Annotated in this window: 21 protein-coding genes and 1 pseudogene; 9 read left to right on the top strand and 13 right to left on the bottom strand. The window is 74.0% G+C overall.

Features of this window, described 5'->3' with window-relative positions; genetic code table 11:
* Nucleotides 1–87 precede the first annotated feature (87 nt).
* From Q0963_RS02175 to Q0963_RS02160, 4 genes are all read left to right on the top strand, one after another.
* A complete protein-coding gene (locus Q0963_RS02175) occupies nt 88–570 on the top strand; it encodes an Lrp/AsnC family transcriptional regulator (RefSeq protein ID WP_299441802.1) in 483 nt (160 codons plus the stop codon).
* Nucleotides 567–2,009, top strand: coding sequence for an aspartate aminotransferase family protein (locus tag Q0963_RS02170; RefSeq protein ID WP_299441799.1), 1,443 nt, complete (start codon nt 567–569; stop codon nt 2,007–2,009). The genes Q0963_RS02175 and Q0963_RS02170 overlap by 4 nt, the downstream gene beginning before the upstream one ends.
* A 2-nt stretch (nt 2,010–2,011) precedes the next feature.
* Nucleotides 2,012–3,397, top strand: a complete 1,386-nt coding sequence (locus tag Q0963_RS02165) for an FAD-binding oxidoreductase (protein ID WP_299441796.1) — start codon at nt 2,012–2,014, stop codon at nt 3,395–3,397.
* 116 nt (nt 3,398–3,513) lie between these two features.
* Nucleotides 3,514–4,608, top strand: coding sequence for an LOG family protein (locus Q0963_RS02160; protein WP_299441793.1), 1,095 nt, complete (start codon nt 3,514–3,516; stop codon nt 4,606–4,608).
* A 4-nt stretch (nt 4,609–4,612) separates the two neighbouring features.
* Here the strand turns inward: Q0963_RS02160 and Q0963_RS02155 are convergent, their stop codons facing one another.
* Together Q0963_RS02155 and rlmN are read right to left on the bottom strand one after the other, a co-directional pair.
* A complete protein-coding gene (locus Q0963_RS02155) occupies nt 4,613–5,797 on the bottom strand; it encodes a hypothetical protein (RefSeq protein WP_299441790.1) in 1,185 nt (394 codons plus the stop codon).
* Nucleotides 5,798–5,816: 19 nt separating this feature from the next.
* Nucleotides 5,817–7,025, bottom strand: a complete 1,209-nt coding sequence (gene rlmN / locus Q0963_RS02150; protein WP_299441787.1) for a 23S rRNA (adenine(2503)-C(2))-methyltransferase RlmN — start codon at nt 7,023–7,025, stop codon at nt 5,817–5,819.
* 128 nt (nt 7,026–7,153) lie between these two features.
* On the opposite strand from rlmN, the gene Q0963_RS02145 reads away from it, so the two are divergent.
* Together Q0963_RS02145 and Q0963_RS02140 are read left to right on the top strand one after the other, a co-directional pair.
* Nucleotides 7,154–7,984 (top strand): hypothetical protein, encoded by an 831-nt coding sequence (locus tag Q0963_RS02145; RefSeq protein ID WP_299441784.1) that lies wholly within the window; start codon nt 7,154–7,156, stop codon nt 7,982–7,984.
* A gap of 151 nt (nt 7,985–8,135) precedes the next feature.
* The gene (locus Q0963_RS02140) at nt 8,136–8,945 is read left to right on the top strand and encodes a hypothetical protein (RefSeq protein ID WP_299441781.1); all 810 of its coding nucleotides are present in this window, start codon (nt 8,136–8,138) and stop codon (nt 8,943–8,945) included.
* Nucleotides 8,946–8,950: 5 nt separating this feature from the next.
* Here the strand turns inward: Q0963_RS02140 and Q0963_RS02135 are convergent, their stop codons facing one another.
* From Q0963_RS02135 to Q0963_RS02110, 6 genes are all read right to left on the bottom strand, one after another.
* The gene (locus Q0963_RS02135; protein ID WP_299441778.1) at nt 8,951–9,901 is read right to left on the bottom strand and encodes a phosphatidate cytidylyltransferase; all 951 of its coding nucleotides are present in this window, start codon (nt 9,899–9,901) and stop codon (nt 8,951–8,953) included.
* Between the two features lie 7 nt (nt 9,902–9,908).
* Complete coding sequence (frr, locus tag Q0963_RS02130; RefSeq protein ID WP_299441776.1) at nt 9,909–10,466, bottom strand: ribosome recycling factor; 558 nt, start codon at nt 10,464–10,466, stop codon at nt 9,909–9,911.
* Between the two features lie 91 nt (nt 10,467–10,557).
* A complete protein-coding gene (gene pyrH / locus Q0963_RS02125; RefSeq protein WP_299441773.1) occupies nt 10,558–11,316 on the bottom strand; it encodes a UMP kinase in 759 nt (252 codons plus the stop codon).
* A gap of 226 nt (nt 11,317–11,542) precedes the next feature.
* Entirely contained in the window at nt 11,543–12,373 is an 831-nt protein-coding gene (tsf, locus tag Q0963_RS02120) for a translation elongation factor Ts (RefSeq protein ID WP_299441770.1), read from the bottom strand.
* Nucleotides 12,374–12,417: 44 nt separating this feature from the next.
* Entirely contained in the window at nt 12,418–13,404 is a 987-nt protein-coding gene (gene rpsB / locus Q0963_RS02115) for a 30S ribosomal protein S2 (protein WP_299441767.1), read from the bottom strand.
* A gap of 268 nt (nt 13,405–13,672) precedes the next feature.
* Nucleotides 13,673–13,978 carry a hypothetical protein gene (locus Q0963_RS02110; protein ID WP_299441764.1) on the bottom strand — a complete coding sequence of 102 codons (306 nt, stop codon included), beginning with the start codon at nt 13,976–13,978 and terminating at the stop codon, nt 13,673–13,675.
* Nucleotides 13,979–14,069: 91 nt separating this feature from the next.
* Here Q0963_RS02110 and Q0963_RS02105 point away from each other — a divergent pair, with 91 nt between their 5' ends.
* The 3 genes and pseudogenes from Q0963_RS02105 to Q0963_RS02095 form a co-directional block, all read left to right on the top strand.
* Nucleotides 14,070–15,302, top strand: coding sequence for an MFS transporter (locus Q0963_RS02105; RefSeq protein WP_299441760.1), 1,233 nt, complete (start codon nt 14,070–14,072; stop codon nt 15,300–15,302).
* A 10-nt stretch (nt 15,303–15,312) separates the two neighbouring features.
* Nucleotides 15,313–16,479 (top strand): pyridoxal phosphate-dependent aminotransferase, encoded by a 1,167-nt coding sequence (locus Q0963_RS02100; protein ID WP_299441757.1) that lies wholly within the window; start codon nt 15,313–15,315, stop codon nt 16,477–16,479.
* Between the two features lie 111 nt (nt 16,480–16,590).
* A pseudogene (locus Q0963_RS02095) lies at nt 16,591–17,073 on the top strand (peptidoglycan DD-metalloendopeptidase family protein); the annotation flags it as partial.
* A gap of 103 nt (nt 17,074–17,176) precedes the next feature.
* Here the strand turns inward: Q0963_RS02095 and Q0963_RS02090 are convergent.
* From Q0963_RS02090 to Q0963_RS02070, 5 genes are all read right to left on the bottom strand, one after another.
* The gene (locus Q0963_RS02090) at nt 17,177–20,020 is read right to left on the bottom strand and encodes a hypothetical protein (RefSeq protein ID WP_299441754.1); all 2,844 of its coding nucleotides are present in this window, start codon (nt 20,018–20,020) and stop codon (nt 17,177–17,179) included.
* Complete coding sequence (locus Q0963_RS02085; RefSeq protein ID WP_299441752.1) at nt 20,013–20,924, bottom strand: tyrosine recombinase XerC; 912 nt, start codon at nt 20,922–20,924, stop codon at nt 20,013–20,015. Before Q0963_RS02085 ends, Q0963_RS02090 begins: the two co-directional genes overlap by 8 nt.
* A gap of 62 nt (nt 20,925–20,986) precedes the next feature.
* Complete coding sequence (gene dprA / locus Q0963_RS02080; RefSeq protein ID WP_299441749.1) at nt 20,987–22,135, bottom strand: DNA-processing protein DprA; 1,149 nt, start codon at nt 22,133–22,135, stop codon at nt 20,987–20,989.
* Complete coding sequence (locus Q0963_RS02075; protein ID WP_299441746.1) at nt 22,132–23,676, bottom strand: YifB family Mg chelatase-like AAA ATPase; 1,545 nt, start codon at nt 23,674–23,676, stop codon at nt 22,132–22,134. Before Q0963_RS02075 ends, dprA begins: the two co-directional genes overlap by 4 nt.
* Entirely contained in the window at nt 23,673–24,080 is a 408-nt protein-coding gene (locus Q0963_RS02070; protein ID WP_299441743.1) for a YraN family protein, read from the bottom strand. The genes Q0963_RS02075 and Q0963_RS02070 overlap by 4 nt, the downstream gene beginning before the upstream one ends.
* Nucleotides 24,081–24,192 lie beyond the last annotated feature (112 nt).

The following is a 24,192-nucleotide window of genomic DNA, read 5'->3' as shown; positions in this document are numbered from 1 at the left end:
TGATAATCGTCGCTGCAGGAGGGCGGTTGTGCGGATTCCGTCTTCGAGTGACTTGCGCGAAACGCGTTTCGTCGCCACCATGAGCACGTGACTTCCCGGCAGCCGCGCGACCGCTCCCCCGAGATCCGCCTCGACGACGTCGCGAAGCGGATCATCGAGCTGCTCCAGGTCGACGGCCGCCAGTCCTACGCCGCGATCGCCAAGGCCGTGGGCCTCTCCGAGGCCGCCGTCCGGCAACGGGTGCAGCGGTTGCTGGACGCGGAGGTCATGCAGATCGTCGCCGTCACCGATCCCCTCCAGGTGGGCTTCCGGCGTCAGGCGATGATCGGCATCAAGGCCGACGGCGACCTCGTCGAGCTCGGCGACGCGCTCTCGGCGATGCAGGAGGTCGACTACGTCGTGACGACGGCGGGCTCCTTCGACCTGCTCGTCGAGGTCGTCTGCGAGGACGACGACCACCTGCTGCACCTGCTCACCAAGAACATCCGCCTGCTGCCCGGCGTCACGAGCACCGAGACCTTCGTCTACCTGAAGCTGAACAAGCAGCACTACAACTGGGGTACCCGATGACCACGACCAGCCAGCCCAACCTCGACGCCCCGGCCTCGGACGCCCGGACCCCCGGCGGAGCCACGTACTCCGACGCCGCCCGCGACCACCTGTGGATGCACTTCACCCGGCACTCGGTGTTCGAGGACCGCGCGCACGGCGGGCTCGGCCAGAACGTCCCGGTCATCGTGCGCGGCGAGGGGTGGCGGATCTGGGACGACCGCGGTCGCGAGTACATCGACGGCCTCGCCGGCCTGTTCGTCAACAACGTCGGCCACGGCCGCACCGAGATCGCCGAGGCGATGGCCAAGCAGGCCTCCGAGCTAGCGTTCTTCCCGCTGTGGTCCTACGCGCACCCCCGGGCGATCGAGCTGGCCGAGCGGCTGGCCGCGCACGCCCCGGGCGACCTCAACCGGGTGTTCTTCACCACCGGTGGCGGCGAGGCGGTCGAGACCGCCTGGAAGCTGGCGAAGCAGTACTTCAAGCTCACCGGCAAGCCGACGAAGCACAAGGTCATCTCCCGCTCCATCGCGTACCACGGCACGCCGCAGGGGGCGCTGTCCATCACGGGCATCCCGGCCGCCAAGGTCGACTTCGAGCCGCTCGTCCCGGGCGGGCACAAGGTGCCGAACACCAACCTGTACCGGGCGCCCGAGCACCTGCGCGACGACGAGAAGGCCTTCGGCCGCTGGGCCGCCGACCGGATCGCCGAGGCCATCGAGTTCGAGGGCCCGGACTCGGTCGCCGCCGTCTTCCTCGAGCCCGTGCAGAACTCCGGAGGCTGCTTCCCGCCGCCGGCCGGGTACTTCGACCGGGTCCGCGAGATCTGCGACGAGTACGACGTGCTCCTGGTCTCGGACGAGACGATCTGCGCGTTCGGCCGGATCGGGTCGATGTTCGCGTGCGAGGACTTCGGGTACCAGCCCGACATCATCACGACGGCCAAGGGCGTCACCTCCGGGTACGCCCCGCTCGGCCTCATGATCGCCAGCGACCGCCTGTTCGAGCCGTTCCGGCACGGGACGACGTCGTTCCCGCACGGGTACACCTGGGGCGGGCACCCCGTGTCGTGCGCCGCGGCCATGGCCAACCTCGACGTCTTCGAGCGGGAGGGGCTCAACGACCGGGTCAAGGAGAACGCCCCGACGTTCAAGGCCAGCCTCGACCGGCTGCTCGACCTGCCGCTCGTCGGCGACGTCCGCGGCGCCGGCTACTTCTACGGGATCGAGCTCGTCAAGGACAAGCAGACCCGCGAGACGTTCGACGACGCCGAGAGCGAGCGGCTGCTGCGCGGCTTCCTGTCGCGGGCACTCTTCGAGGCGGGGCTGTACTGCCGCGCCGACGACCGCGGCGACCCGGTCATCCAGCTCGCGCCGGCCCTCACCATGGGGCCCGCCGAGTTCGACGAGATCGAGCGGCGGCTGCGCAGCGTGCTCGTCGAGGCCGAGAACCACCTCTGACGATGCCGGCCCCGCCGGACGCCACGGGCACCGCACCGCTCTGGTCCGACACCCGGGCCGCCACGGGCGGCCCGGCGGAGCCTTCCGCCGAGCTGCCGGCCGCGGCCGACGTCGCGGTCGTCGGGGCCGGGTTCACCGGGCTCTGGACGGCGTACTACCTCCTGCGGGAGCGCCCCGACCTCGAGGTGCTCGTGCTCGAGGCCGAGCACGTGGGGTTCGGAGCCAGCGGCCGCAACGGAGGCTGGGTGTCGGCGCTGTGGCCGGTCTCGCCCGACGCGCTCGCGGCACGCCACGGCCGCGACGCCGCCCTCGCCCACCTCGCGGCCCTGCGCGACACCGTCGACGAGGTCGGTCGGGTCGATGCCGACGAGAGCCTGGGGAGCGGGTTCGTCAAGGGCGGCACCATCGCACTCGCACGCACCGAGGCCCAGGAGCGGCGCGGGCGGGCGGCCGCGCGGCACGGCGCCGCGTGGGGAGACGGCACTGTCTGGCTCGGCGCAGCCGCGGCACGGGAACGCCTCCAGGGCAACGGGACCCGCGGCGCCACGGTCAACCCCCACTGCGCGCGCATCCACCCTCGCAACCTCGCCGACGGGCTGGCCGCCGCCGTCCGGCGCCGCGGTGCGCGCATCGTCGAGGGGGTGCGGGTGGCCCGCGCGGGGGACGGCGTCGTCGTGCTCGAGGACGGCCGACGGATCACGGCCGGCTCGGTGGTGCTCGCCACCGAGGGCTGGACGCCCCGGCTGCCGGGGCACGAGCGCGCCGTCATCCCGGTGTTCTCGCTCATGGTCGCCACCGAGCCGCTACCGGCCGACCGCTGGGCACGGATCGGGCTCGCGCAGCGGGAGGTCTTCACCGACCACGGGCACGTGGTCATCTACGGGCAGCGCACCACGGACGACCGCCTCGCGTTCGGGGGGCGGGGCGCGCCGTACCACCTCGGCTCGGCGGTGCGCCCGGAGTTCGACCACGACGAGCGGGTGTTCGCCGCGCTCCGCTCGACGCTGCGGGCGCTGTTCCCCGCCCTCGACGGGGTGCGCTTCACCCACGCCTGGGGCGGCCCGCTCGGCATCGCCCGCGACTGGCACCCGTCGGTGACGTGGGACCCGGGCACGCGCACCGGGCGAGCCGGAGGCTACGTCGGCGACGGGGTGGCGGCCACCAACCTCGCCGGGCGCACCCTGACCGACCTCGTGCTGGGGCGCTCCTCGCCGCTGACGGCGCTGCCCTGGGTCGGTCACCGGTCGCCGTCGTGGGAGCCGGAGCCGCTGCGCTGGCTCGGGGTCAACGCCGGGCTGGGGCTCGCGCGGCTCGCCGACGCCGAGGAGGCGCGGACCGGCCGGCCGAGCCGCGTCGGGCCGCTGCTCGCGCGCCTCACCGGCCACTGAGCGCGCCGGCATCCCGCGACACGACAACGTCAGCGACGCCGGGCTTCGCAACCCCTGCCCGCCTGACATTCCGGGGTGACCCCGAAACGTGGGCGGCGGGCGGGTAGGTTCACGGCGTGCGCGAGATCGAGACGTTGGCCGCCCTCGACGCCGCCCTCGACGCCGGGGCGCCGCTGCGCGGGCTGCGGCTCCAGGACCTCGACCTCACCGGACGCACCGCCCGCCTCCTGAGCCGCGACGACGTCGAGGGGCTCGTCGTCCTCGGCGGCCGGCTCCCCGACCACCTGGCCGACCACCTGCGCACCCACGGCGCGATCGTCTTCCCCACCGACCCGCACAGCCCCGTCGACCCGTACCGGGCGACGCTCTACTCCCCGGACGAGCTGTACGCCGGGCTGCGCGAGGTCGGCTACGAGTCGACCCCGGACGCCCGGGCCTACCGGTGGTCGCGCGACGCGACCGTCAAGCACGACGCGTTCGTCACGCTGCTCCGGGCCATCCACGACGACTCGATGAGCGACGCCCTCACCGACGTCCTCGCCGGCGCCCCGGTCGTCGGTGTCATGGGCGGCCACGCCCTGCGGCGGGACGAGGAGGAGTACGCGCGGGCAGCCGCCCTCGGCCATGCGCTGGCGCGCGCCGGGCTCGTCGTCGCGACCGGGGGCGGCCCCGGTGCGATGGAGGCCGCGAACCTCGGCGCCTCGTGCCCGTCCACCGACGTGCTCGCGATGGCGCTCGGGCGGCTGCGGGACACCCCCGGGTTCGGCGACGTCCGGGCCTGGGCCGGGGCGGCCCTGGACGTCCGCGCCGACCTGCTCGCCACGGCTCGGGCCGCTGCCGGCGTGCGCAGCATCGGCATCCCGACCTGGTTCTACGGACACGAGCCCCCCAACGTCTTCTGCGACGGCATCGCGAAGTACTTCTCGAACGCGATCCGCGAGGACGGGCTGCTCACCCGGGCCACGGCGGGTGTCGTCGTCCTCGAAGGCGCCGCCGGCACCGTCCAGGAGGTCTTCCAGGCGGCGACCGGCCTGTACTACGGCGGCCCCGACCGGCCCCTGCGGCAGCTGGTCCTCGTGGGGCGGCGGCACTGGACCGAGACCCTGCCGGTCTGGCCGGCGCTGCAGGCCCTGGCCGCCGGCCGGCCGATGGCCCGGCACCTCCACCTCGTCGACGACCTCGCCGAGGCCGTCGACCTCCTCTCCCCCTAGCCCGTCAGGGCCGGGTCAGGAACACGATGCCGAGACACATCTCGTCGGTCGTGCCCTCGCCCCACACGACGTAGCGCTCCTCCTGGCCCGCGAAGGCCGGGAGGGAGTCGCGCAACGACTGGTCGTGGCGGCAGGTGACGGTGATGGAGTCCCCAGCCTCGATCCGCGCCGGCGTCGTGAGCGCGCGGCTGCCCTGGTCGTCGAAGTCCCAGACCGGAATGTCCAGGACGCGCTGACGCTCGCCGCCGGCGCGGCCGACGTCGACGGTGATGGCCCGCCCGAGCAGGTGCATGTGGCCCGCGACCGCGCGGATGGTGCCGGCCTCGCGGACCTTGCGGGTGCAGCTCTGGACCGGGCCGGGCTCGATCGGGCCGCACAGCAGATGGAGCAGGTCGGCGCGGGCCGGACGCTCCCCGAACCTGCGGGACACGTCGGCGACGGAGACCCCCCGGGCACACAGGCCCGCGGTGCGGTTGCTGCGGCACGGCAGCTCGACGGGCGCCGGGAGCAGCATCGTGTCGAGGGCTGCCTTGTCGCTGCCCTCCGCCTCGGACAGGCGGAGCCGCACGGCGCTGCGGTCGGACCCGCTCCCGCCCAGCAGGTTGTAGTGGACCTGGACGACGAGCCGGGAGCCGGCGACGAGCGGGATCCCGATGTCCTCGGCCATGACCCGCTCACCGCCGCCCGGGGCCCACGCCCCCACCCAGTCGGCGTCGTCGAGGCCGGCCCCGGCGGACCGGACCCCGCTGCCGCCGAAGCACGTCCAGCCCTGCCCCGGGTCGGCGGCGTCGAGCCGCTCGGCGGTCCGGATCTCGTCGGGCCGCACCTCCGAGACGATGACGTGGTGGACGAGGTCCGGGTTGCCGGGGCGGATGTCGACGCCGCTGACCAGCTGGTCCGTCGTGAGCCGCGGGTCGAGGAGGAAGCAGCGGTAGTCGTCGGTGCCCGACGGGGTCGGCGCGTCGGGGGTGTAGGCGGTGGGCAGCCGCAGCGTCCGGAAACGCTCGCCCGCCCGGAGCGGTACGGACACCGCCGGGGTCGACGGGGCGTGCGCGGAGTGGCCGCCGGCGCTCGTGGCGGACGGGGGCGAGGACGTGGGCGGATCGCTGGGGGCGGCGGCCGGGGACCCCGCGCAGCCGGCGGCCACCAGGGTCAGCGCCGCGACGGGTACCAGCAGGCGACGTCGCACGGTTCGAGCCTATGCCCGGTCAGGCGGTCGAGCTGGCGAGCTGGCCGCAGGCCCCGTCGATCTCGGAGCCTCGGGTGTCGCGCACGGTCGTCGGGATGCCGTGGGCCCGGAGCCGCTCGACGAACTGCTGCTCGACGCCGCGACGCGACGCCGTCCACTTCGACCCCGGCGTGGGGTTGAGCGGGATCGGGTTGACGTGCACCCAGCCGCGGCCGCGCGCAGCCAGCTTGTCGCCGAGGAGGTCGGCTCGCCACGCCTGGTCGTTGATGTCGCGGATCAGCGCGTACTCGATGCTCACCCGGCGCCCGGTGGCCTCGTAGTAGCGGTACGCGGCGTCGATGGCCTCGTCGACCTTGTACCGCGTGTTGATGGGGACGAGCTCGTCGCGCAGCTCGTCGTCGGGGGCGTGCAGCGACAGGGCGAGCGTGACCGGGATGCCCTCGGCGGTGAGCCGGTCGATACCGGGCACGAGGCCGACGGTCGACATCGTGATGCCACGGGCCGAGATGCCCAGGCCCGACGGCGGCGGCTCGGTGAGGCGGCGGATGGCCCCGATCGCGGCCTGGTAGTTGGCGAGCGCCTCACCCATGCCCATGAAGACGACGTTGCTGACCCGGGCCGGACCCCCCGGGGAGGGCTCGTCGGAGTCCTCGGCCTCGTCGCCGAGCTCGGCCCCGGAGCCCGCGCCGGTGACCGCGGGCAGCCCGCCGTGGCGCAGCATCCGGGCGGCCGCGACGACCTGCTCGACGATCTCGCCGGCGGACATGTTGCGGGTCAGGCCCTCCTGGCCCGTCGCGCAGAACGGGCAGTTCATGCCACAGCCGGCCTGGCTGGAGATGCACACCGTGACCCGGTTCGGGTAGCGCATGAGCACCGACTCGACGAGCGCGCCGTCGAAGAGGCGCCACACCTGCTTGACCGTCGCCCCGGCATCGGCCGTCACGTGCCGGACCGGGCTGAGCAGCGGCGGCAGGAGGTCGCGGACGAGGTCGTCGCGCACGGCCTTCGGCAGGTCGGTCATCTCGTCGGGTGAGTCGACGAGTCGTTCGAAGTAGTGCGTCGACAGCTGGTTGGCGCGGAACGCGGGGTGGCCGAGGGCCGTGACGGCCTCCCGGCGCTGCTCGACCGACAGGTCGGCGAGGTGGCGCGGCGGCTTGCCGCGTCTCGGCGAGACGAGGGTGAGCTGGCCGGGAACGGGGCGGCGGGGCTGGGAGTCGGTGTCGGACATCGCCCGTCGATTGTCGCAGGTCCGGGAGGCTGCACGGAACTGGCTCTGGCGCAAGGGGTCGGTGCGCCTCTACCCTGAAAGCAGGACCGTTTCTGCAGGGGGAACGGGACGCAGGGAAAGGAACGGCCATGGGCCTGTTCGACCGCTGGCGCGCGCCCGAAGGCGCCGCCGCCCACACCACCTCGTCAGCGGCTGCCACCGAGCATTCGCAGCTGTCCGACCCGGAGCCCGATGCCCAGCGCTTCGACGACATGGTCCAGACCTACATGGCGCGCCTGGACTACGCGGCCGGGACCGATGTCGGCGACCTCACCCCGGCGGAGTTCCAGTCGGCGCTCACCACCCGGCTCGTCGCCCAGGACAGCCTGCCCGACGACCCCGAGTACCACTACATCACCCCGTTCGCGCCGCACATCGCCGAGGTTCTCACCCTCGACCTGCCGGCCGCGGTCGTCACGCTGCCGCACGAGCGTCTGCTCGCGACGGGGCGCCACCACTCGGCCCTGGTCAGCCGCGGCCGGACCAACCTGGCGAGGCTCCTCGAGACCAGCGAGGTGGAGGTCACCCGGCTGGGCGGGCCGCGGTACTCGTGCCTCGCCCTCGTCGGCGCGTCCCCGTACACGGCGTCCTTCGCCCGGCTGCTCACCGAGGCGATGTACCGGTGGCTCCCCGAGGCCGACACCGGGAACGGGGTCGTCTTCGCGCTGCCGCACCGGCACGCCATCGTGCTCCAGACGTGCACGACACCGGCCGAGACCCGCGCCGCCCTCGACCTCGTCCCCGGGCACGCCCGGGAGCTGTTCGAGGCCAGCAGCGCCCCGGTGTCGCCGCACGTCTTCCACTGGTACCACCGCGAGATCAGCTGTCTCACGACCGACGTCGGGGACGGCGCGCTGGAGCTGACGACCACCCCGCTCCTCGAGGGGATGCTCGGCCGCAGCAGCCGCCAGGCCGGCTGACCGACCAGGGCACTGGGAGCGGCGGGGACCGCCGCGCCCGAAGCGCCTTCACCGCCCTGCTCTTCACCCTAGGATCGGCAGGTACTCCGTTCGCAGGGGAACGGGGATGCAGGGAAAGGGAACGGCCATGGGCCTGTTCGACAGATTTCGCATGCCCTCCGAGGCAGGGGGCGGAGTGCCCGGGACCCCAGGGCCGATCCGCGCGACGACACCCGTCCCGGACCTGGACGACTACACGGCACCGTTCGAGGACTGGATCAGGGACCATCTGGCGCGTCTCACCGACGCGGCCGAGTCCGACATCGACGCGCTGACCCCGGACCAGTTCGACGACGCGTTGACGACCCGTCTCGCCGGGGCGGAGCGGCTCCACGAGACAGGGCTGGGCTTCGCGTACGCCCACCCCTTCGCGGACGGCGTCGTCGAGGTGCTGAGCCTGGACCTGCCCGATGCCGTCGTGACCCTCCCGGACGAGCGCGTGGCGGCACTCGGCCGGCATCTCCCCGCGCTCCGGGAGCTGGGGAGGACCAACCTGCGGCGACTCCTGGACGAGACGGTCGTCGACGTCGAGCACCTGAGCGCCGGGCCGTCGACCTGCGTCCTCGTCCACGGGGACTCCCCGTACATCGCCTCGTTCGCCCGTCTCCTCGACGAGGCGGTCCCCCGGTGGGTCGAGGACGCGGACGTGACGAACGGGGTGGTCTTCGCGATCCCGCACCGGCACGCCATCGTGCTCCAGACGTGCAGCACCGCGTCCCAGACGCGGTCGGCGCTCGAGCTGGTCCCGTGGCACGCGGCCCAGCTGTTCGGTGAGGGGGTCGGGCCGGTGTCGCCGCACACCTACCACTCCCGCGCGGGGCAGGTCACGACGCTGACCCACCCGAGCCGCTCGCGGGGGCTCCGGACCGTCCCCTCCCCGTTCCTCGCGTCCCTCGTGGCACCGCAGCGACACGCAGGCTGAGCGCCTCAGGCAGGCACGAGCCAGAGCAGCAGCGCCCAGGCCACGGGCGCGACGACGACGAGGGAGTCGAGGCGGTCCATGAGTCCGCCGTGCCCGGGCAGGAGGGTGCCCATGTCCTTGATGCCCAGGTCCCGCTTGATGCTCGACTCGATGAGGTCACCGATGGTCGCGGCGCCCGCGGCCACGGCGCCGAGGACAGCCCCGGCCCACCAGGGCCCGGCGAGGAGCGGCGGCACCGCGAGGGCGCCGACGACGGCACACGTGAGCACCGACCCCGCGAAGCCCTCCCAGGACTTCTTCGGGCTGAGTGAGGGTGCCATCGGGTGCCGCCCGAACCGGACGCCGACCGCGTACCCCCCGACGTCGGACGCCACGGTGACCAGGACGAAGGTGACGATCCGCTGGCGCCCGTCGCCCTCGGCGAGCATGAGCGCGGCGAAGCCCCCGAGGAACGCCGGGTAGAAGGCCGCGAGGGAGGCGGCCGACAGGTCCCGCGCCGCCCCGGCCAGCCCGTCGGCCACCCGCCACACGAGCATCCCCACGACGGTGAGCCCGAAGGTGATGACGAGGGCGTCGGCGCCGCGCAGGTAGGCAGCGGTGGTCATCCCCGCGGTGCCGAGCAGCAGCGGCACCAGCGGGACCTGCATGCCCTTGGTGGCGACGGCGCGCCGGACCTCCCAGGCGCCGAGGCACATCGCCACGACGACGACGACGAGGAAGGCGCGCGCGTCGATGAGGAGCGAGGCGAGAACGACCGCGGCCAGGAGCAGCCCGACCCCGATGGCGGCCCGCAGGTCGCGTCCGGCCGACGGGGCCCGCCGGGGGGTGGGCCCGGCCGGCTGCGAGCCGGCGTCGGCGGCAGCGTCGTCGGGGGCGTCGTGGGCGGTCGCGACGACGCCCGCATCGGGGGTCTCGGGCCCGGCGGTCTCGGGGTGCTCGGTGGCGGGGTCGGACATGAGGACCTCAGACGTCGAGGAGCTCTGCTTCCTTGTGCTTGAGCAGGTCGTCGATCTGGTCGACGTGCCGCTTCGTGACGGACTCGAGCTCCTTCTCGGCCCGGGAGCCCTCGTCCTCCCCGACCTCGCCGTCCTTGACCAGCTTCTCGAGCGCGGTCTTCGCGGACCGGCGGATGTTGCGGACCGAGACGCGGGCCTCCTCGGCCTCGCCGTGCGCCATCTTCACGTACTCCCGGCGCCGTTCCTCGGTGAGCTGCGGCATCGTGCAGCGGATGATGTTGCCGTCGTTGCTCGGGTTCACGCCGAGGTCCGCCTGCTGGATGGCCTTCTCGATGGCGTGCATCGAGGACTTGTCGAACGGGCTGATGATGATGGTGCGCGCCTCGGGGGTCTGGAACGACGCGAGCTGCTGCAGAGGGGTGGGGGCGCCGTAGTAGTCGACGGTGATCTTCTGGAACATGCCCGGGTGGGCCCGGCCGGTGCGGATGGCTGCGAAGTTGTCCTTGGCGACCTCGACGGCCTTCTCCATCTTCTCTTCGGCCTCGAACAAGGTCTCGTCGATCATCGCGGCGCATCTCCTTCGGTCCGCGCCACGTGCCTGCGGCGCTGCGGGGTCCAGTGTGTCAAAACGGCCGGGGGCGTGCGGCCAGTGCCGTCTAGCCGGAGTGGACGAGGGTCCCGATCGGCTCGCCCCGCAACGCGCGGGTGACGTTGCCGTCGCCCTCCATGCCGAAGACGACCATCGGCAGGCCGTTCTCCATGCACAGGCTGAAGGCCGCGGCGTCGACGACCTTGAGCCCGGTGCGCAGCGCCTCGGCGAAGGTCACCCGGTCGAGCTTGCGGGCCTGGGGGTCGGTGCGCGGGTCGGCGTCGTACACCCCGTCGACACCGTTCTTGCTCATGAGCACGGCGTCGCACTTGCACTCGAGGGCGCGCTGGGCGCTGACGGTGTCGGTGGAGAAGTACGGCATGCCGGCGCCCGCGCCGAAGATGACGACCCGACCCTTCTCGAGGTGACGGATGGCGCGTCGCGGGATGTACGGCTCGGCGACCTGACCCATCGTGATGGCGGTCTGGACCCGGGTGTCGACGCCCTCCTTCTCGAGGAAGTCCTGGAGGGCGAGGCAGTTCATGACGGTGCCGAGCATCCCCATGTAGTCGGCCCGGGCGCGCTCCATCCCCTTCTGCTGGAGCTCGGCCCCGCGGAAGAAGTTGCCGCCGCCGACGACGATCGCGACCTCGACGCCGTCCCGGACGGCCGCCGCGATCTGCCGGGCGACGCCGCGCACAATGTCGGGGTCGACGCCGACCTGGCCGCCGCCGAACATCTCGCCTGAGAGCTTCAGGAGCACCCGGCGGGGGCGGTCGGCGGAGAGGTCGGGTGCCTCGGCCAGCGCGGTGGCGGACGTGGTCACGGGGGCCTCCTCGTCGGTGGTGCGCAGCGGTCACCGAATCCTGTCACACCCGGGCAACCGGACCCAACCGGAGAACCCGGCCGTCGCGACGTGCCGGCGGACCCGGGCGTGGCCGAGCGCGACGTCGGTCCCGGGGTCGGGCCGGGCGACCCACGGCCCGCACGACGACGCCGCCCCCGGAGGACCGGGGGCGGCGTCGTCGTGAGCGCTCGTCGAGCGCGGTGGGTCAGGACCCGACGCGGAAGCGCGCGAAGCCCGTGGCCTGCGCGCCGGCCTCCTCGAGGACCTTGCCGACGGTCTTCTTCGGCTCCTTGGCGAACGGCTGCTCCAGGAGCACCTGCTCCTTGAAGAACCCGTTCACCCGGCCCTCGATGATCTTGGGCAGCGCCGCCTCGGGCTTGCCCTCCTCCTTGGCCGTGGCCTCGGCGACGCGCCGCTCGTTCTCGACGGTCTCGGCGTCGATCTCGTCGCGGGTGAGCACGCCGGGGCTGAACGCCGCGACGTGCATCGCGATGTCACGGGCCGTCGCGGCGTCGCCGCCCTTGGTCGCGACGAGGACACCGATCTGCGCGGGCAGGTCGGGGCTCGTCTTGTGCAGGTAGGACACGACGTGCTCGCCCTCGAGGCGGGCGACCCGCTTGACCTCGATCTTCTCGCCGATGGTGGCGTTGGCGTCGTCGAGCAGGGCCTTGACGGTGCGGCCGTCGGCCAGGGTCGAGTCGAGCAGCGCGTCCGCGTCGGCGGCCTTCGTGGCCACGGCCTGCGCGAGCACCTCGTCGGCGAGCGCGATGAAGCGCTCGCCCTTGGCGACGAAGTCGGTCTCGCACAGGACCTCGACGAGGCTGCCCTCGCCGTCGGCCGCGCTGGCGGTGACCAGGCCGTTGGAGGCCGTGCGGCCCTCACGCTTGGTCACGCCCTTCTGGCCCTTGACCCGGAGGATCTCCTCGGCCTTGGCCATGTCGCCGTCGGCCTCGTCCAGAGCCTTCTTGACGTCCATCATGCCGGCCGCGGTCTTCTCGCGGAGCGCCTTGATGTCAGCGGCGGTGTAGTTCGCCATGGGTTCCTATCGCTCGTTTCCGTAGGTGTCGGACGGGGAGGGTGTCAGGCCTTGTCCGCGCCGGCGGGCTCGGCCTGCTCGGCGTCGGCCGGGGCGTCGACGGCCTCGGCCGCAGGGGCCTCGGTGGTCTCGGCGGCCTCGGCCTCGGGTGCCTCGGTGGTCTCGACCGCAGCGGCCTCGGTGGCCTCAGCGGCCTCGGGCGCCGTGGCGGCGGCGGTCTCGCCGGCCTCCGGGGCGACCTGCTCGGCGGCCTGCTCCGCGTCGCCGCCGAGGAGCTCGCGCTCCCACTCCGGCAGCGGCTCCTCGCCCTGGGTCTCCGCGCCCGTGGCGGCCTGGCCGCCCGAGCGGGCGATGAGGCCGTCGGCGACGGCGTCGGCGATGACCCGGGTCAGGAGGGTGACCGAACGGATCGCGTCGTCGTTGCCCGGGATCTTGTAGTCGACCTCGTCGGGGTCGCAGTTCGTGTCGAGGATCGCGATGACCGGCAGGTTGAGCTTGCGGGCCTCGTCGACGGCGAGGTGCTCCTTCTTGGTGTCGACGATCCACACGGCCGAGGGGACCTTGCCCATCGAGCGGATACCGCCGAGGGTCTTCTCGAGCTTGTCCTTCTCACGCTTCATCATGAGGAGCTCCTTCTTGGTGCGGCCGGAACCGGCCACGTCCGCGAAGTCGATCTCCTCGAGCTCCTTGAGGCGGGTGAGCCGCTTGGAGATCGTCTGGAAGTTCGTGAGCATCCCACCGAGCCAGCGGTGGTTGACGTAGGGCATCCCGACCCGGGTCGCCTGCTCGGCGATGGGCTCCTGCGCCTGCTTCTTCGTGCCGACGAAGAGGATGGTGCCGCCGTGGGCGACGGTCTCCTTGACGAACTCGTAGGCGTTGTTGATGTAGGTCACCGACTGCTGCAGGTCGATGATGTAGATGCCGTTGCGCTCGGTCATGATGAAGCGCTTCATCTTCGGGTTCCACCGGCGGGTCTGGTGCCCGAAGTGGACGCCGCTCTCGAGGAGCTGGCGCATGGTGACGACGGCCATCGTCGTTCTCCTTGCTGTGAGGTTGTCAGTTACGTCGGTGCGGACCGAGCCCCGAGGGGTGGCCGCACCTGCCTGGCGTCCTGACGCACCCCGGACGGACGTGGTCGCTGGGGACCGCATCCGCCACTGCCGTGGTGCGTCCCTGCTCGGAGAAGCTCCTCGCAGGAGGAAGACGCGCGAAATGTCGGCGCCCGCGTGCACGCACACGAGAGCCATCGGTCATGGTACGTGGGGCGAGGCTCGGAGACGAAATCGCGGCGACGGCGCCCTACTCGATCTGGGTGCCGCAGAGGGCGCCGAACGCGCCACCCTCCTTCTCCGTCGCGAAGGTGACGATGTACTCCCCCGGAGCCTCGCCGAGCTCGGCGGCCCGCTGGATGACGTACTCGGCGACGAAGGCCCGCTGCTGCGGCGCGAAGACGCCGTAGAAGGACGAGCCGAGCCCCATGCAGCTGGCGTGGTCCACCGCGGGCGGAGCCGTGTAGGCGCCGGCGGCCGCCGACGGCGCTGTCGCTACCGCGGCGAGGACGACGAGGGCGAGGGCTGCGGGGGCCGGGGCTGCGCGGCGGAGCATCCCCCGAGGCTAGTGCGGGCGACGCCGACGCAGAATGGCCCGACCGAGCCCCTGCCGCGGACCGACGGGCGCGGAGTAGCCTCTCGGCCTCGTGGGGAGGATCGCCGACGTCATCGCGCCACCGCGGATGGGCACCGCGTTCCGCTGGAACCTGGGGTCCTCCTGGGCCGGCCAGATCGGCGACGGCGTGGCGCTCGCCGCGGGCCCGCTGCTCGTCGCCTCGCTGACCCGGGAGCCGGTGCTCATCGCGGCGGCGGCGATGGTCCAGCGCCTGCCCGCGCTCGCCCTCGGCCTGTACGCCGGCGCCGTCGTCGACCGCGTGGACCGCCGCGCCGTCGTCCTCGTCGCGAACCTGGCGCGCGTGCTCGTCCTCGGCGTGCTCGTCACGACGATCCTCACCGGCGGCGTGTCGATCGGGCTGTTGCTCGGAGTCCTGTTCGTCGTCGGCATCGCCGAGCTCTTCGCCGACACGAGCTGGCGTGCCGTCCTGCCGATGATCGTGCCCCCGGCCGACCTCGGGATCGCCAACGCCCGCCAGATGTCCGGGTTCCTCGTGGGCAACCAGCTGCTCGGCCCGGCCGTCGGGGCCGGCCTGTTCGCGCTCGGGGCGGCCGTCCCCTTCGGGCTGCAGGCCGGCGCGCTGCTCCTGGCCGCCGGGCTGTTCACCCGGGTCAGGCTGCCGGCCGAGCACCGCGCCCGCCCGAGCCAGCACGTCGGCCGGGACATCGTCGACGGGCTGCGCTGGATCCGCCACCACGCCGCCGTGCGGACTCTGACCCTGGTCATCCTCGCCTTCAACATCACCTGGGGCGCACCCTGGGGCGTCCTCGTCTACTGGGCCCAGGAGCGGCTCGGGGTCGACGCCATCGGCTTCGGGCTCCTCACGACGGCCACGGCGGCCGGTGGCATCGTCGCGGTCCTCTCCTACGGTCGCCTCGAGCAGCGGGTGCCGCTCGGGCGGCTCATGAAGGGCTGCCTGCTCCTGGAGGTCCTCACCCACCTCGCACTCGCGGTGACGACGGTGTGGGTGGTCGCCCTCGCCATCATGGTCGTCTTCGGCGCGTACGCCTTCGTCTGGGCGTCGCTGTCGTCCGCGGTCCGCCAGCGCGCAACCCCGATCGCCTACCAGGGCCGCGTCGGCAGCGTGTACTGGGTGGGCCTGGTCGGCGGGCTGCTCATCGGGCAGGGGCTCGGCGGGCTCATCGCCGACCGGTTCGGGCCGGCCGCCCCCTTCTGGTTCGCGGCCGTCGGGGCCGGGCTGACCCTGGCGCTCGTCTGGCGACGGCTCGACAGCATCGCGCACGCCGACGCCGGCTCCGCATAACCTGCCAGGCATGCCCTCAACGCCCGGCCACCCCGCGCTCGCTCCCTTCGGCACGACGATCTTCACGACGATGAGCGCGCTGGCCCTCGAGCACCACGCGGTGAACCTCGGCCAGGGCTTCCCCGACTCCGACGGGCCGCAGGAGGTGCTGGACGCCGCCGTGGAGGCGATCCGGTCCGGGCGCAACCAGTACCCCCCGGGCGCGGGCCTGCCCGAGCTGCGCCGGGCCGTCGCCGAGCACCAGGACCGGTTCTACGGGCTGCGCCTCGACCCCGCCGCCGAGGTCCTGGTCACCGTCGGAGCGACCGAGGCGATCTTCCTCGCGATGACCGCGCTCGTCCGCCCGGGCGAGGAGGTCGTGACGTTCGAGCCGTACTACGACAGCTACGCCGCCACCGTCGCGCTCGCCGGTGGGGTGCGGCGGACGTCGGTGCTCCGCTTCCCCGACTTCGCCGTCGACGAGGCCTCGCTGCGGGCCGCGTTCTCGGACCGGACGCGGGTCGTGCTGCTCAACACGCCGCACAACCCCACGGGCAAGGTGTTCACCCGCGCGGAACTCGAGCTCATCGCGGAGCTCGCCGTCGAGTACGACGCCTGGGTCGTCACCGACGAGGTCTACGAGCATCTGACCTTCGACGGGGCCGAGCACATCCCCATGGCGACCCTGCCAGGCATGCGCGAGCGCACCCTGACCATCTCGTCGGGAGGCAAGACGTTCGCGGCGACGGGCTGGAAGGTCGGCTGGGTGTCCGGGCCGGCGGTGGCGATCCGCGCGCTGGAGGCCGTCAAGCAGTTCACGACCTTCGGGGCGTCCGGGCCGTTCCAGCCGGCAGTGGCCGTCGGTCTCGGACTGCCCGACCGCGTCTTCAGCGACCTGGCCCGCACCTACGCCACCGCCCGGGACCGGCTCGTCGCCGGGCTGCTCGAGGCCGGGCTCGAGGTCGCACCCAGCCGGGGGACGTACTTCGTCGTCGCCGACGTCGCCTCGCTCGGGGCCACCGACGCACGGCAGTTCTGCCTCGACCTCCCGGCTCGCGCGGGCGTCGCCGGGGTGCCGGTCTCGGCCTTCCACGACGACGAGGACGCGGCCCGCACTCTCGTCCGGTTCGCGTTCTGCAAGCGGCTCGAGGTCATCGACGAGGGGTGCCGGCGCCTGCGGGCGCTGCGCGACGGCTGACCGTTCGGCGTCCCCTGGGCGCTTGTCCACAGGTGCGGCGGGTCCGTCGGGTCGTCCCCAGATGCTCCGCCGCCCCTGGTGCGTCCCACGCGGTCCCGCGAGCCTGCGGGCATGACACAGACCTCCCTCGCCCTGACCCTGGCCGCGGCCGTCACCCTGACCGCCGGTGCGGTGACCGCGCTCGGCCTCCCGGGCGCGGGGGGCGCGGCCGGTCCCCCGGTGCCGGCCCCGCCCGCCTCTGTGGCGCCGCCCTCGGCGTCCGTGCCACGGTGGGTCTGGCCGCTGGCTCCGCGGCCGCAGGTCCTGCGCCCGTTCCTCGCGCCGGCCTCCGCGTGGGGGCGCGGGCACCGCGGGCTGGACCTCTCGGCTCGCCCGCGCGCACCGGTGCACGCCGTGGCCGGCGGCGTGGTCACCCATGCGGCACGACTCGCCGGTCGAGGCACCGTCACCGTCACCCACCCGGGCGGGGTGCGCAGTACCTACGAGCCCGTGGAGCCCGCTGTCGCCGTCCGTGACCGGGTGGCCGCCGGCGAGCTGATCGGCCACCTCGAACCGACGCCCGCGGGGCACTGCCCGGTCGAGTGCCTGCACCTCGGGGCCATCCGCCAGGGCTACGTCGACCCGCTCCCCTTCCTGGCTGGGGGGCGGGTCCGGCTGTTCCCGCTGAATGGGCGCGCGGCCGCAGCCGCGGCGGCGGTCAGAGAGCGGGCGGGCCCAGCGGCGGGCCCGCCATCGCGGTCACCCAGCCGTCCAGTGCGGTCGGCGCCACGAGCGGGACACCGTTGGCCTTCATCCAGGAGGCGGTCACGGCCACGACGACGACCACCACGAGGACGGCCACGATGAAGAGGAGCAGGCGACGGCGGATGCGGCGCGTGCCGTGCTCTTCCTGACGCGTGGCCTCGCGGGCTTCGGCTCGCGAACGCGGCGCCTCGTCCTCGGCGGGGGGGCCGGCCAGGTCCTCCGCCGCCTTCTCCTCCGGGGTGAGGGGCTGGGGACGCGGGCGCCGCCGAGGCGGGGCGACCGCCCCCTCCTCGCGCCAGGACGCCTCGTCCAGGGGCGGGATGATCGCCTCCATGTACTCCGCCCGCGGGGCAGGTGACTCGGGGGCACCCGCCGCGGCCGGAGCCGCACCACGCACCGGCGGAGCAGGCCGGGCCACCGGGGGCGTGACCGGGGCGTCCGCGCCGGGGATGCCGTAGGGGTTCGACGCCACCCGAGGGGTTGCCTTCGCGACCGGCACGTCCGCGAGCCGCCGCTCCGTCGCCGCGTCCGCGCCCGGCCTGATGACTGCCGGGGGGTCGACCGGCACGTCGCCCCCCGTGGTGGGCCGGGTCGGTGCCGGTGCCACCGGCTCGGGCGCCGCCTCGATGTCGGGTTCGGACGCTTCGTCCTGTGCAGTGGTGACCGGGTCGCCCTGGTCGGACTCCGCAGCGGACTCGGGCTCGGCGTCGCGGGCGGCGCCGTCCACCTCGCCCGTCTCGGGTGGGGTGTCGTGGTCGTCACCCGGTGCGAGCTCCGGCAGCACGTCGTGGCCGGCATCCGCGGACTCGTCGTGCTCCTCCTCCGAGGGCGGCGTCTCGTCCCCGCGGCCGGCAACGTGCTCGTGGCCGTCCGGAGCATCGCCGTCGTCCTCGGCCGGAGCCCAGGCGTCGTCCGCGGCGGGCACCACGTCCTCGTCCACCGAGGCGCGCTCCTCGAGGTCCTCGTCACCCTCCCCCACGTCGGCGCGTTCCTCGTCGGCGGCGGCACGCGCCTCCTCGTCCTCGCCGGGACCCGCGTCCTCGGTGTCGTGGTCGTCCTGGTCCTGCGCCTCGACCTCGTCGGGGCTCACGTCGTCGGTGTCGGCCGGCGCCCAGGCCTGGTCCGCGGGAGCGGGCTCCCCGCCGTCCTCGTGGATCTCCGCAGCCGGCACCGCCTCCGCGTCCTCGGACGGGACCCACACCTCCTCCGCGACCGGCACGACATCCTCATCGACCGGAGCAGCCTCCTCGACGGGCACGGTCTCCTCGGCGCTCTCGTGCTCATCCGGAGCGGACGCCACGTTCTCATCCGCGAGCTCAACGGGCACCGCATCGTCGTCCTCGGACGGGACCCACACCTCCTCCGCGACCGGCACGACATCCTCATCGACCGAAGCGGCCTCCTCGACGCCCTCGTGGTCCTGCGCCGGCGAGGCCTCGGACTCGTCCGCGGCCATCGCCTCGACGGGGACGTCCTCCTCCGCGTCCTCGGACGGGACCCACGACTCCTCCGCGACGAGAGCGACCTCCTCATCGACCGGAGCGGCCTCCCCGACGCCCTCGTGGTCCTGCGCCGGCGAGGCCTCGGACTCGTCCGCGGCCATCGCCTCGACGGGGACGTCCTCCTCCGCGTCCTCGGACGGGACCCACGACTCCTCCGCAACGGGCGCGACCTCCTCATCGACCGAAGCGGCCTCCCCGACGCCCTCGTGGTCCTGCGCCGGCGAGGCCTCGGACTCGTCCGCGCCCATCGCCTCGACGGGGACGTCCTCCTCCGCGTCCTCGGACGGCACCTCCTCGGCGACGGGCGCGACATCGTCATCGACCGGCACGGCCTCCCCGACGCCCTCGTGGTCCTGCGAAAGAGAGGCCTCGTCCTGGTCCGCGCCCATCGCCTCGACGGGGACGTCCTCCTCCGCGTCCTCGGACGGCACCTCCTCGGCGACGGGCGCGACATCGTCATCGACCGGCACGGCCTCCCCGACGCCCTCATGGTCGTCGTGGTCGTCGTGGTCGTCGTGGTCGTCGTGGTCGTCGTGATCTTCGTGGTCCTGCGCCAGAGACGCCTCGTCCGCGTCCGCTACCACCGCCTCGACAGGAACGTCGTCCGCGTCCTCGGACGGGGCCCACGCCTCGTCCGCGACGGGCGCCAGCTCCTCGACGTCCCCGTGCTCGTACTCGTGACCGTCCGCAGCCGGTTCCTCGTGGGCTGCGGGCCCCGAGTCCTCGGGCGAGGGTGTCTGCTCGGGCGTGGCGGTGGTGGGCTCGACCGGCGCGACCGGGCTGGCCCACTCGCGGTCCGGCTCGCTCCGGCCCCACATGTCGTCGCTGACCGGCGCCCCGTGGGTGGCCTGGGACGCCGCACTGCCCGGCTCGGGCTCCACCGGCGGACTCGTCGGCGTGGCGGAACGTCCCCCACGCCAGCCCCGCAGCAAACGGCCCGCCCGACCCCGCTCCCGCGCCTGGGTCTCCTCGGCGGGCGGCTCCTGCTCCCGAGGGGCTGGAGTGCGTTCGCGGCCCCCGCCCCCGGACTTGGGCTCGACGTACATCCGCCGGAACTCCGAGACCCACTCCGGGATGTCGGCGAACCTCTCTTCACTGCCGAGCGGGCGAACGGGAGGCCGGGGTCCGGTTGCGGGCCCCGGCATGGTCGGCTCCTCGGAATCGCTGCCCGCCTCGGACGCCGAGCCGTTGCCCTGCCAGTCGTCGTCCGGCTCCGCCTCGTTCGCCGGCTCGTAGGGCTCCGCGCCGCCGGTCCCGTGGGGCGACAGCGTCGTCTCGTCCTCGTTCTCAGGCACGGGGGTGCGCCTGAGCGAAGGACCGCTTGAGTCGGTCGACGGACACGTGGGTGTAGATCTGGGTGGTCGCGAGCGACGCGTGGCCCAGCAGCTCCTGGACGAGGCGGAGGTCGGCGCCGCCCTCGAGCAGGTGGGTGGCCGCGCTGTGTCGCAGCCCGTGCGGGCCGAGGTCCGGGGCGTCGGGCACGTGGCTGAGCAACCGGTGGACGACGTCGCGCACCTGGCGCTGGTCTGCGCGGCGACCGCGACGACCGAGCAGGAGCGCCGCGCCGCTCGAGTCCGTCGCGAGCCGGGGGCGACCCTCGCGGAGCCAGTCACGCACGGCCTCACCGGCGGGGACCCCGAACGGGACCCGGCGTTCCTTGTCCCCCTTGCCCACGACGCGGACGACCCTGGCCTCGAGGTCGACGTCGTCGATGTCGAGGCCGACGAGCTCGCCGACCCTGATGCCGGTGCCGTACAGCAGCTCGAGCGCGGCGCGGTCCCGCAGGTGCACCGGGTCGTCGTCGTCCGCCGCGACGGTCGCCACGTCCAGGAGGGCCGCGGCCGAGCGTTGGGCGAGCACTGGGGGCAACGTGCGATGCCGTTTGGGTGCTGACAGCCTGAGGGAGGGGTCGCGCTCCAGCCGCCCGGTACGCTCACACCACCGGAAGAAGGCGCGGAGCGAGGCCGACGTGCGGGCCAGGGTCGCGCGCGCGGCACCCCCCCGGGCCACCGTGCCCAGCCAGGCGCGCAGATCGGCCAGGGTGACCGTGCGCAGCGACGCGTCGTCGGTCGCGCCGGCGGCGTCGAGGAACGCACCGACATCGCGCACGTAGGCGCGGACGGTGTTGTCGGCGCGCCCCCGTTCCGAACGCAGATGGCGCTCGAACGCGGTGAGCGCCTCCGAACGGGCGACAGTCACTCGCACACCGTGTCACCACATGGGCCTCACGCGCAACGGATTGCGCCACAAACACCGCTGTGTCATAGGCCGCCGGGCGCGCTGCCCTGGACCGAGCCCCGGGCCTTGCGCCACCGGTGGCCGTCGCCCTCGAGAAGCCCCAGCATCTCGAGGACGACGACCGCCCGCGTGACGGCTGCCTGGTCGACCCCGGCACCCACCGCGAGCCGGTCGAGGTCGGCCCAGCGGCGCAGCGGAGCCGCGGCCCAGACCCGCCGTTCGGCCTCGGTGAGCGAGTCGGTGGCTCGGGTCCGGCCCGTGCGCCTCGGGGCGGTGGCCTCGCCGATCGGCGCCGCGAGGTCGAGGACGTCGGCGACATCCGTGACGAGGACGGCGCCGTCCTCGCGGACCAGCTGATGGGTGCCGGCCGACGTCGCGCTCGTCACTGGCCCGGGGACGGCGCCGACCGGACGGTGGACGCGGCGAGCCTCGCCGGCCGTGGAGAGCGACCCGGAGCGCAGGCTCGCCTCGACGACGACGGTGGCCCGGGCGAGGGCGGCGATGATGCGGTTGCGCGCGAGGAACCGCCCCGGGAACGGCACCGCGCGCGGCGGAACCTCGCTGACGACGAGACCCTGCTCGAGGACCTGGCCGAGCAGCCGCTCATGGGCCTGCGGATAGGACCGGTCGACGCCGCACGCGAGCACCGCGACCGTGTCGCCACCGGCGGCGAGCGCCCCGCGGTGGGCGGCGGCATCGACCCCGAACGCCGCCCCGCTGATGACGACCCAGCCGCGGGACGCCAACCCCTCCCCTAGCTCGGCCGCGACCCGTTGGCCATAGGCGCTGCAGGCCCGGGCACCGACGACGGCGACCGAGCGCTCCGCGAGGTCGTCGAGCCGCCGGTCCCCCCGGACGTACAGGCAGTACGGCGGATGCTCGAGCGCGTCGAGACCGAGGGGCCACTCGGCATCCCCCGGCAGGACGACCCGGGCGCGGGCCTTCTGGACATCGCCGGCGATCCTGTCGACGTCGAGCTCGGGGACGCGCACGTAGAGGTCGCGGTCGGAGCCGGCGGCGCGGTGCCGGATCGCCTGCAGGGTGGCGACGCCGCCCTGGTCGGCCAGCAGCTGCCGGATCGTCCCGTTCGCGGGCTCCACGAGCTCGGAGATCGCGGCACGGGCCCAGCGCTCCTCGGCCTCGAGCGGCGACGGGGCAGGCGTGCCGGTCACGCCGCCACCGCCTCGCCGCGCCGTAGCGTCAGGCCGAGCGCGACGTCGTCGCGGGAGGGCACCGCGCGGCCCCCGAGGTCGGCCGAGGACCACGCGACCCGCAGGACGCGGTCGTACCCGCGCAGCGTGATGCGTCCGGTGTCGAGGGCGTGGTCGATGACGGCGGTGCTGCCGGGCGGCAACCGGTACGGCGGACGACGCAGGACGTGGCCGGGCACGAGCCCGTTGACCCGCCACCCTCCGGCGGCCCACCGCTCGGCCTGGACGGCGCGCGCGGCCCGCACCCGCGCGGCGACGTCGTGGCTGGACTCCCCGGTGGCGTCGCCGAAGGCGGCGGGCCGGACGGGCGGCACATGGACCTGGAGGTCGACACGGTCCAGGAGCGGGCCGGACAGCCGGGCGGCATAGGTGCGGATCTCGCGGGCGGAGCACACGCACTCGATGGCTTTGCCGTACGACATCCCGCAGGGGCAGGGGTTGGCTGCCAGGACGAGCAGGAAGCGGGCCGGGTACCGCACGACCTGCCGGGCGCGGGCGATGACGACCTCACCGGACTCCAACGGCTGGCGAAGGGTCTGGAGCACCCCGGGCTTGAACTCGGGTGCCTCGTCGAGGAACAGCACACCGTGGTGGGCCCGGGAGACGGCGCCCGGCATCGCCATGCCGGTCCCCCCACCGGCCAGCGCGGCCGTCGACGTGCTGTGGTGCGGCGCCACGAAGGGCGGGGTGCGGTCGAGGTCGGTGACGTCGCCGACCGGCGCGACGAGGGAGCGGACGGCGTGGACCTCGAGAGCCTCGGAACGGGTCAACGGCGGCAGCACCGTGACCAGGCGCTCGGCCAGCATCGTCTTGCCGACCCCGGGAGGCCCGGACATCAGCAGGTGGTGGCCACCGCTGGCCGCGAGCTCGAGGGCCGCCCGGGCCTCGGGCTGGCCCACGACGTCGGCGAGGTCGACGCCGGAGGCAGGCGGCCGCGCGTCGGGGGGCCGGCGCTCGGCGACGGGGATGGTGGCTCCGTGCGCGGCCTCGGCGTACCAGGCGAGGACGTCGGCGAGCGTCGCGGCGCCGTGCACCGTGACGCCGTCGACGAGCTGCGCCTCGGCGACGTTCTCGTCGGGCACGACGACATGCCGCACTCCCCGGCGGGCGGCGTCCAGGACCGAGGGCAGCACCCCCCGGACCCCGCGCAGCCGCCCGTCGAGGGAGAGCTCGCCGAGGTGCACGACCTCCTCGGCGACCCCACGTGCCACCACACCGGCCGCGGTGAGGACGGCCACGGCGATCGCGAGGTCGAACGCCGAGCCGCGCTTGGGGATCGAGGCCGGGGACAGGTTGACGGTGACGCGATGCGGCGGCACGGGGACGCCGATGTTCGCGGCGGCCGCGCGGATGCGGTCGCCGGCCTGCGCGCACGCAGTGTCGGGCAGGCCCCCGACGATGAAGCACGGCAGCCCCTGCGCGATGTGCGCCTCGACGTCGACGAGGGTCCCGTCGAGCCCCGTGAGCGAGACCGACCGGGTGCGCCCGAGCCCGAGCGTCACGACCCCACCCCGACGACGTGCCGGATCTCGGCCGGACGGCCCGGGCGGCAGAGCACCCCGACGACGTCGACCCGCAGGGCACCCGGGTGGAGCCCGCGCGCGTGGACGTAGGCGGCCGCGAGCCGGCGCAGCCGGAGGGCCTTGGCGAGCGTGACGGCCTCGACGGGGTCACCGAAACCGGTGCCGCGCCTCGTCTTGACCTCGCACACGACGAGGCACGGACCGTCGGCGGCGACGATGTCGACCTCCCCGTGCTCGCACCGCCAGTTGCGGTCGAGCACCTCCAGCCCCCGCTCGCGCAGGTACCGCGCCGCGAGGTCCTCGCCGTACCTGCCGAGACGCACCCGCGCGGGGGCGGGGGCCGAGACCGCCGCCTCGTCTGTTCGTGCTCGTGGTGTCGCCATGCCCCGAGCCAAGCGAGGAGTGCCTCGACCCGCCACGGCCTCCGACGGATCTGTGGACGACGGAGCCCGCACGCGGGGCCTGTGGACGACGGGGCCACCCGCCGCCCCGGGC

The organism is uncultured Phycicoccus sp., from assembly GCF_947495705.1.
Classification (GTDB): Bacteria; Actinomycetota; Actinomycetes; order Actinomycetales; family Dermatophilaceae; genus Phycicoccus.
Note: the sequence above shows the minus strand (reverse complement) of the source record. Positions and strands in the feature narration are given on the sequence as shown.

Coding starts and splice junctions, on each gene's coding strand:
- Q0963_RS02170 (WP_299441799.1), top strand. CDS start 567: ATGACCACGACCAGCCAGCCCAACCTCGACGCCCCGGCCTCGGACGCC.
- Q0963_RS02165 (WP_299441796.1), top strand. CDS start 2,012: ATGCCGGCCCCGCCGGACGCCACGGGCACCGCACCGCTCTGGTCCGAC.
- rlmN (WP_299441787.1), bottom strand. CDS start 7,025: ATGTCCGACACCGACTCCCAGCCCCGCCGCCCCGTTCCCGGCCAGCTC.
- Q0963_RS02145 (WP_299441784.1), top strand. CDS start 7,154: ATGGGCCTGTTCGACCGCTGGCGCGCGCCCGAAGGCGCCGCCGCCCAC.
- Q0963_RS02140 (WP_299441781.1), top strand. CDS start 8,136: ATGCCCTCCGAGGCAGGGGGCGGAGTGCCCGGGACCCCAGGGCCGATC.
- Q0963_RS02135 (WP_299441778.1), bottom strand. CDS start 9,901: ATGTCCGACCCCGCCACCGAGCACCCCGAGACCGCCGGGCCCGAGACC.
- frr (WP_299441776.1), bottom strand. CDS start 10,466: ATGATCGACGAGACCTTGTTCGAGGCCGAAGAGAAGATGGAGAAGGCC.
- tsf (WP_299441770.1), bottom strand. CDS start 12,373: ATGGCGAACTACACCGCCGCTGACATCAAGGCGCTCCGCGAGAAGACC.
- rpsB (WP_299441767.1), bottom strand. CDS start 13,404: ATGGCCGTCGTCACCATGCGCCAGCTCCTCGAGAGCGGCGTCCACTTC.
- Q0963_RS02110 (WP_299441764.1), bottom strand. CDS start 13,978: ATGCTCCGCCGCGCAGCCCCGGCCCCCGCAGCCCTCGCCCTCGTCGTC.
- Q0963_RS02100 (WP_299441757.1), top strand. CDS start 15,313: ATGCCCTCAACGCCCGGCCACCCCGCGCTCGCTCCCTTCGGCACGACG.
- Q0963_RS02070 (WP_299441743.1), bottom strand. CDS start 24,080: ATGGCGACACCACGAGCACGAACAGACGAGGCGGCGGTCTCGGCCCCC.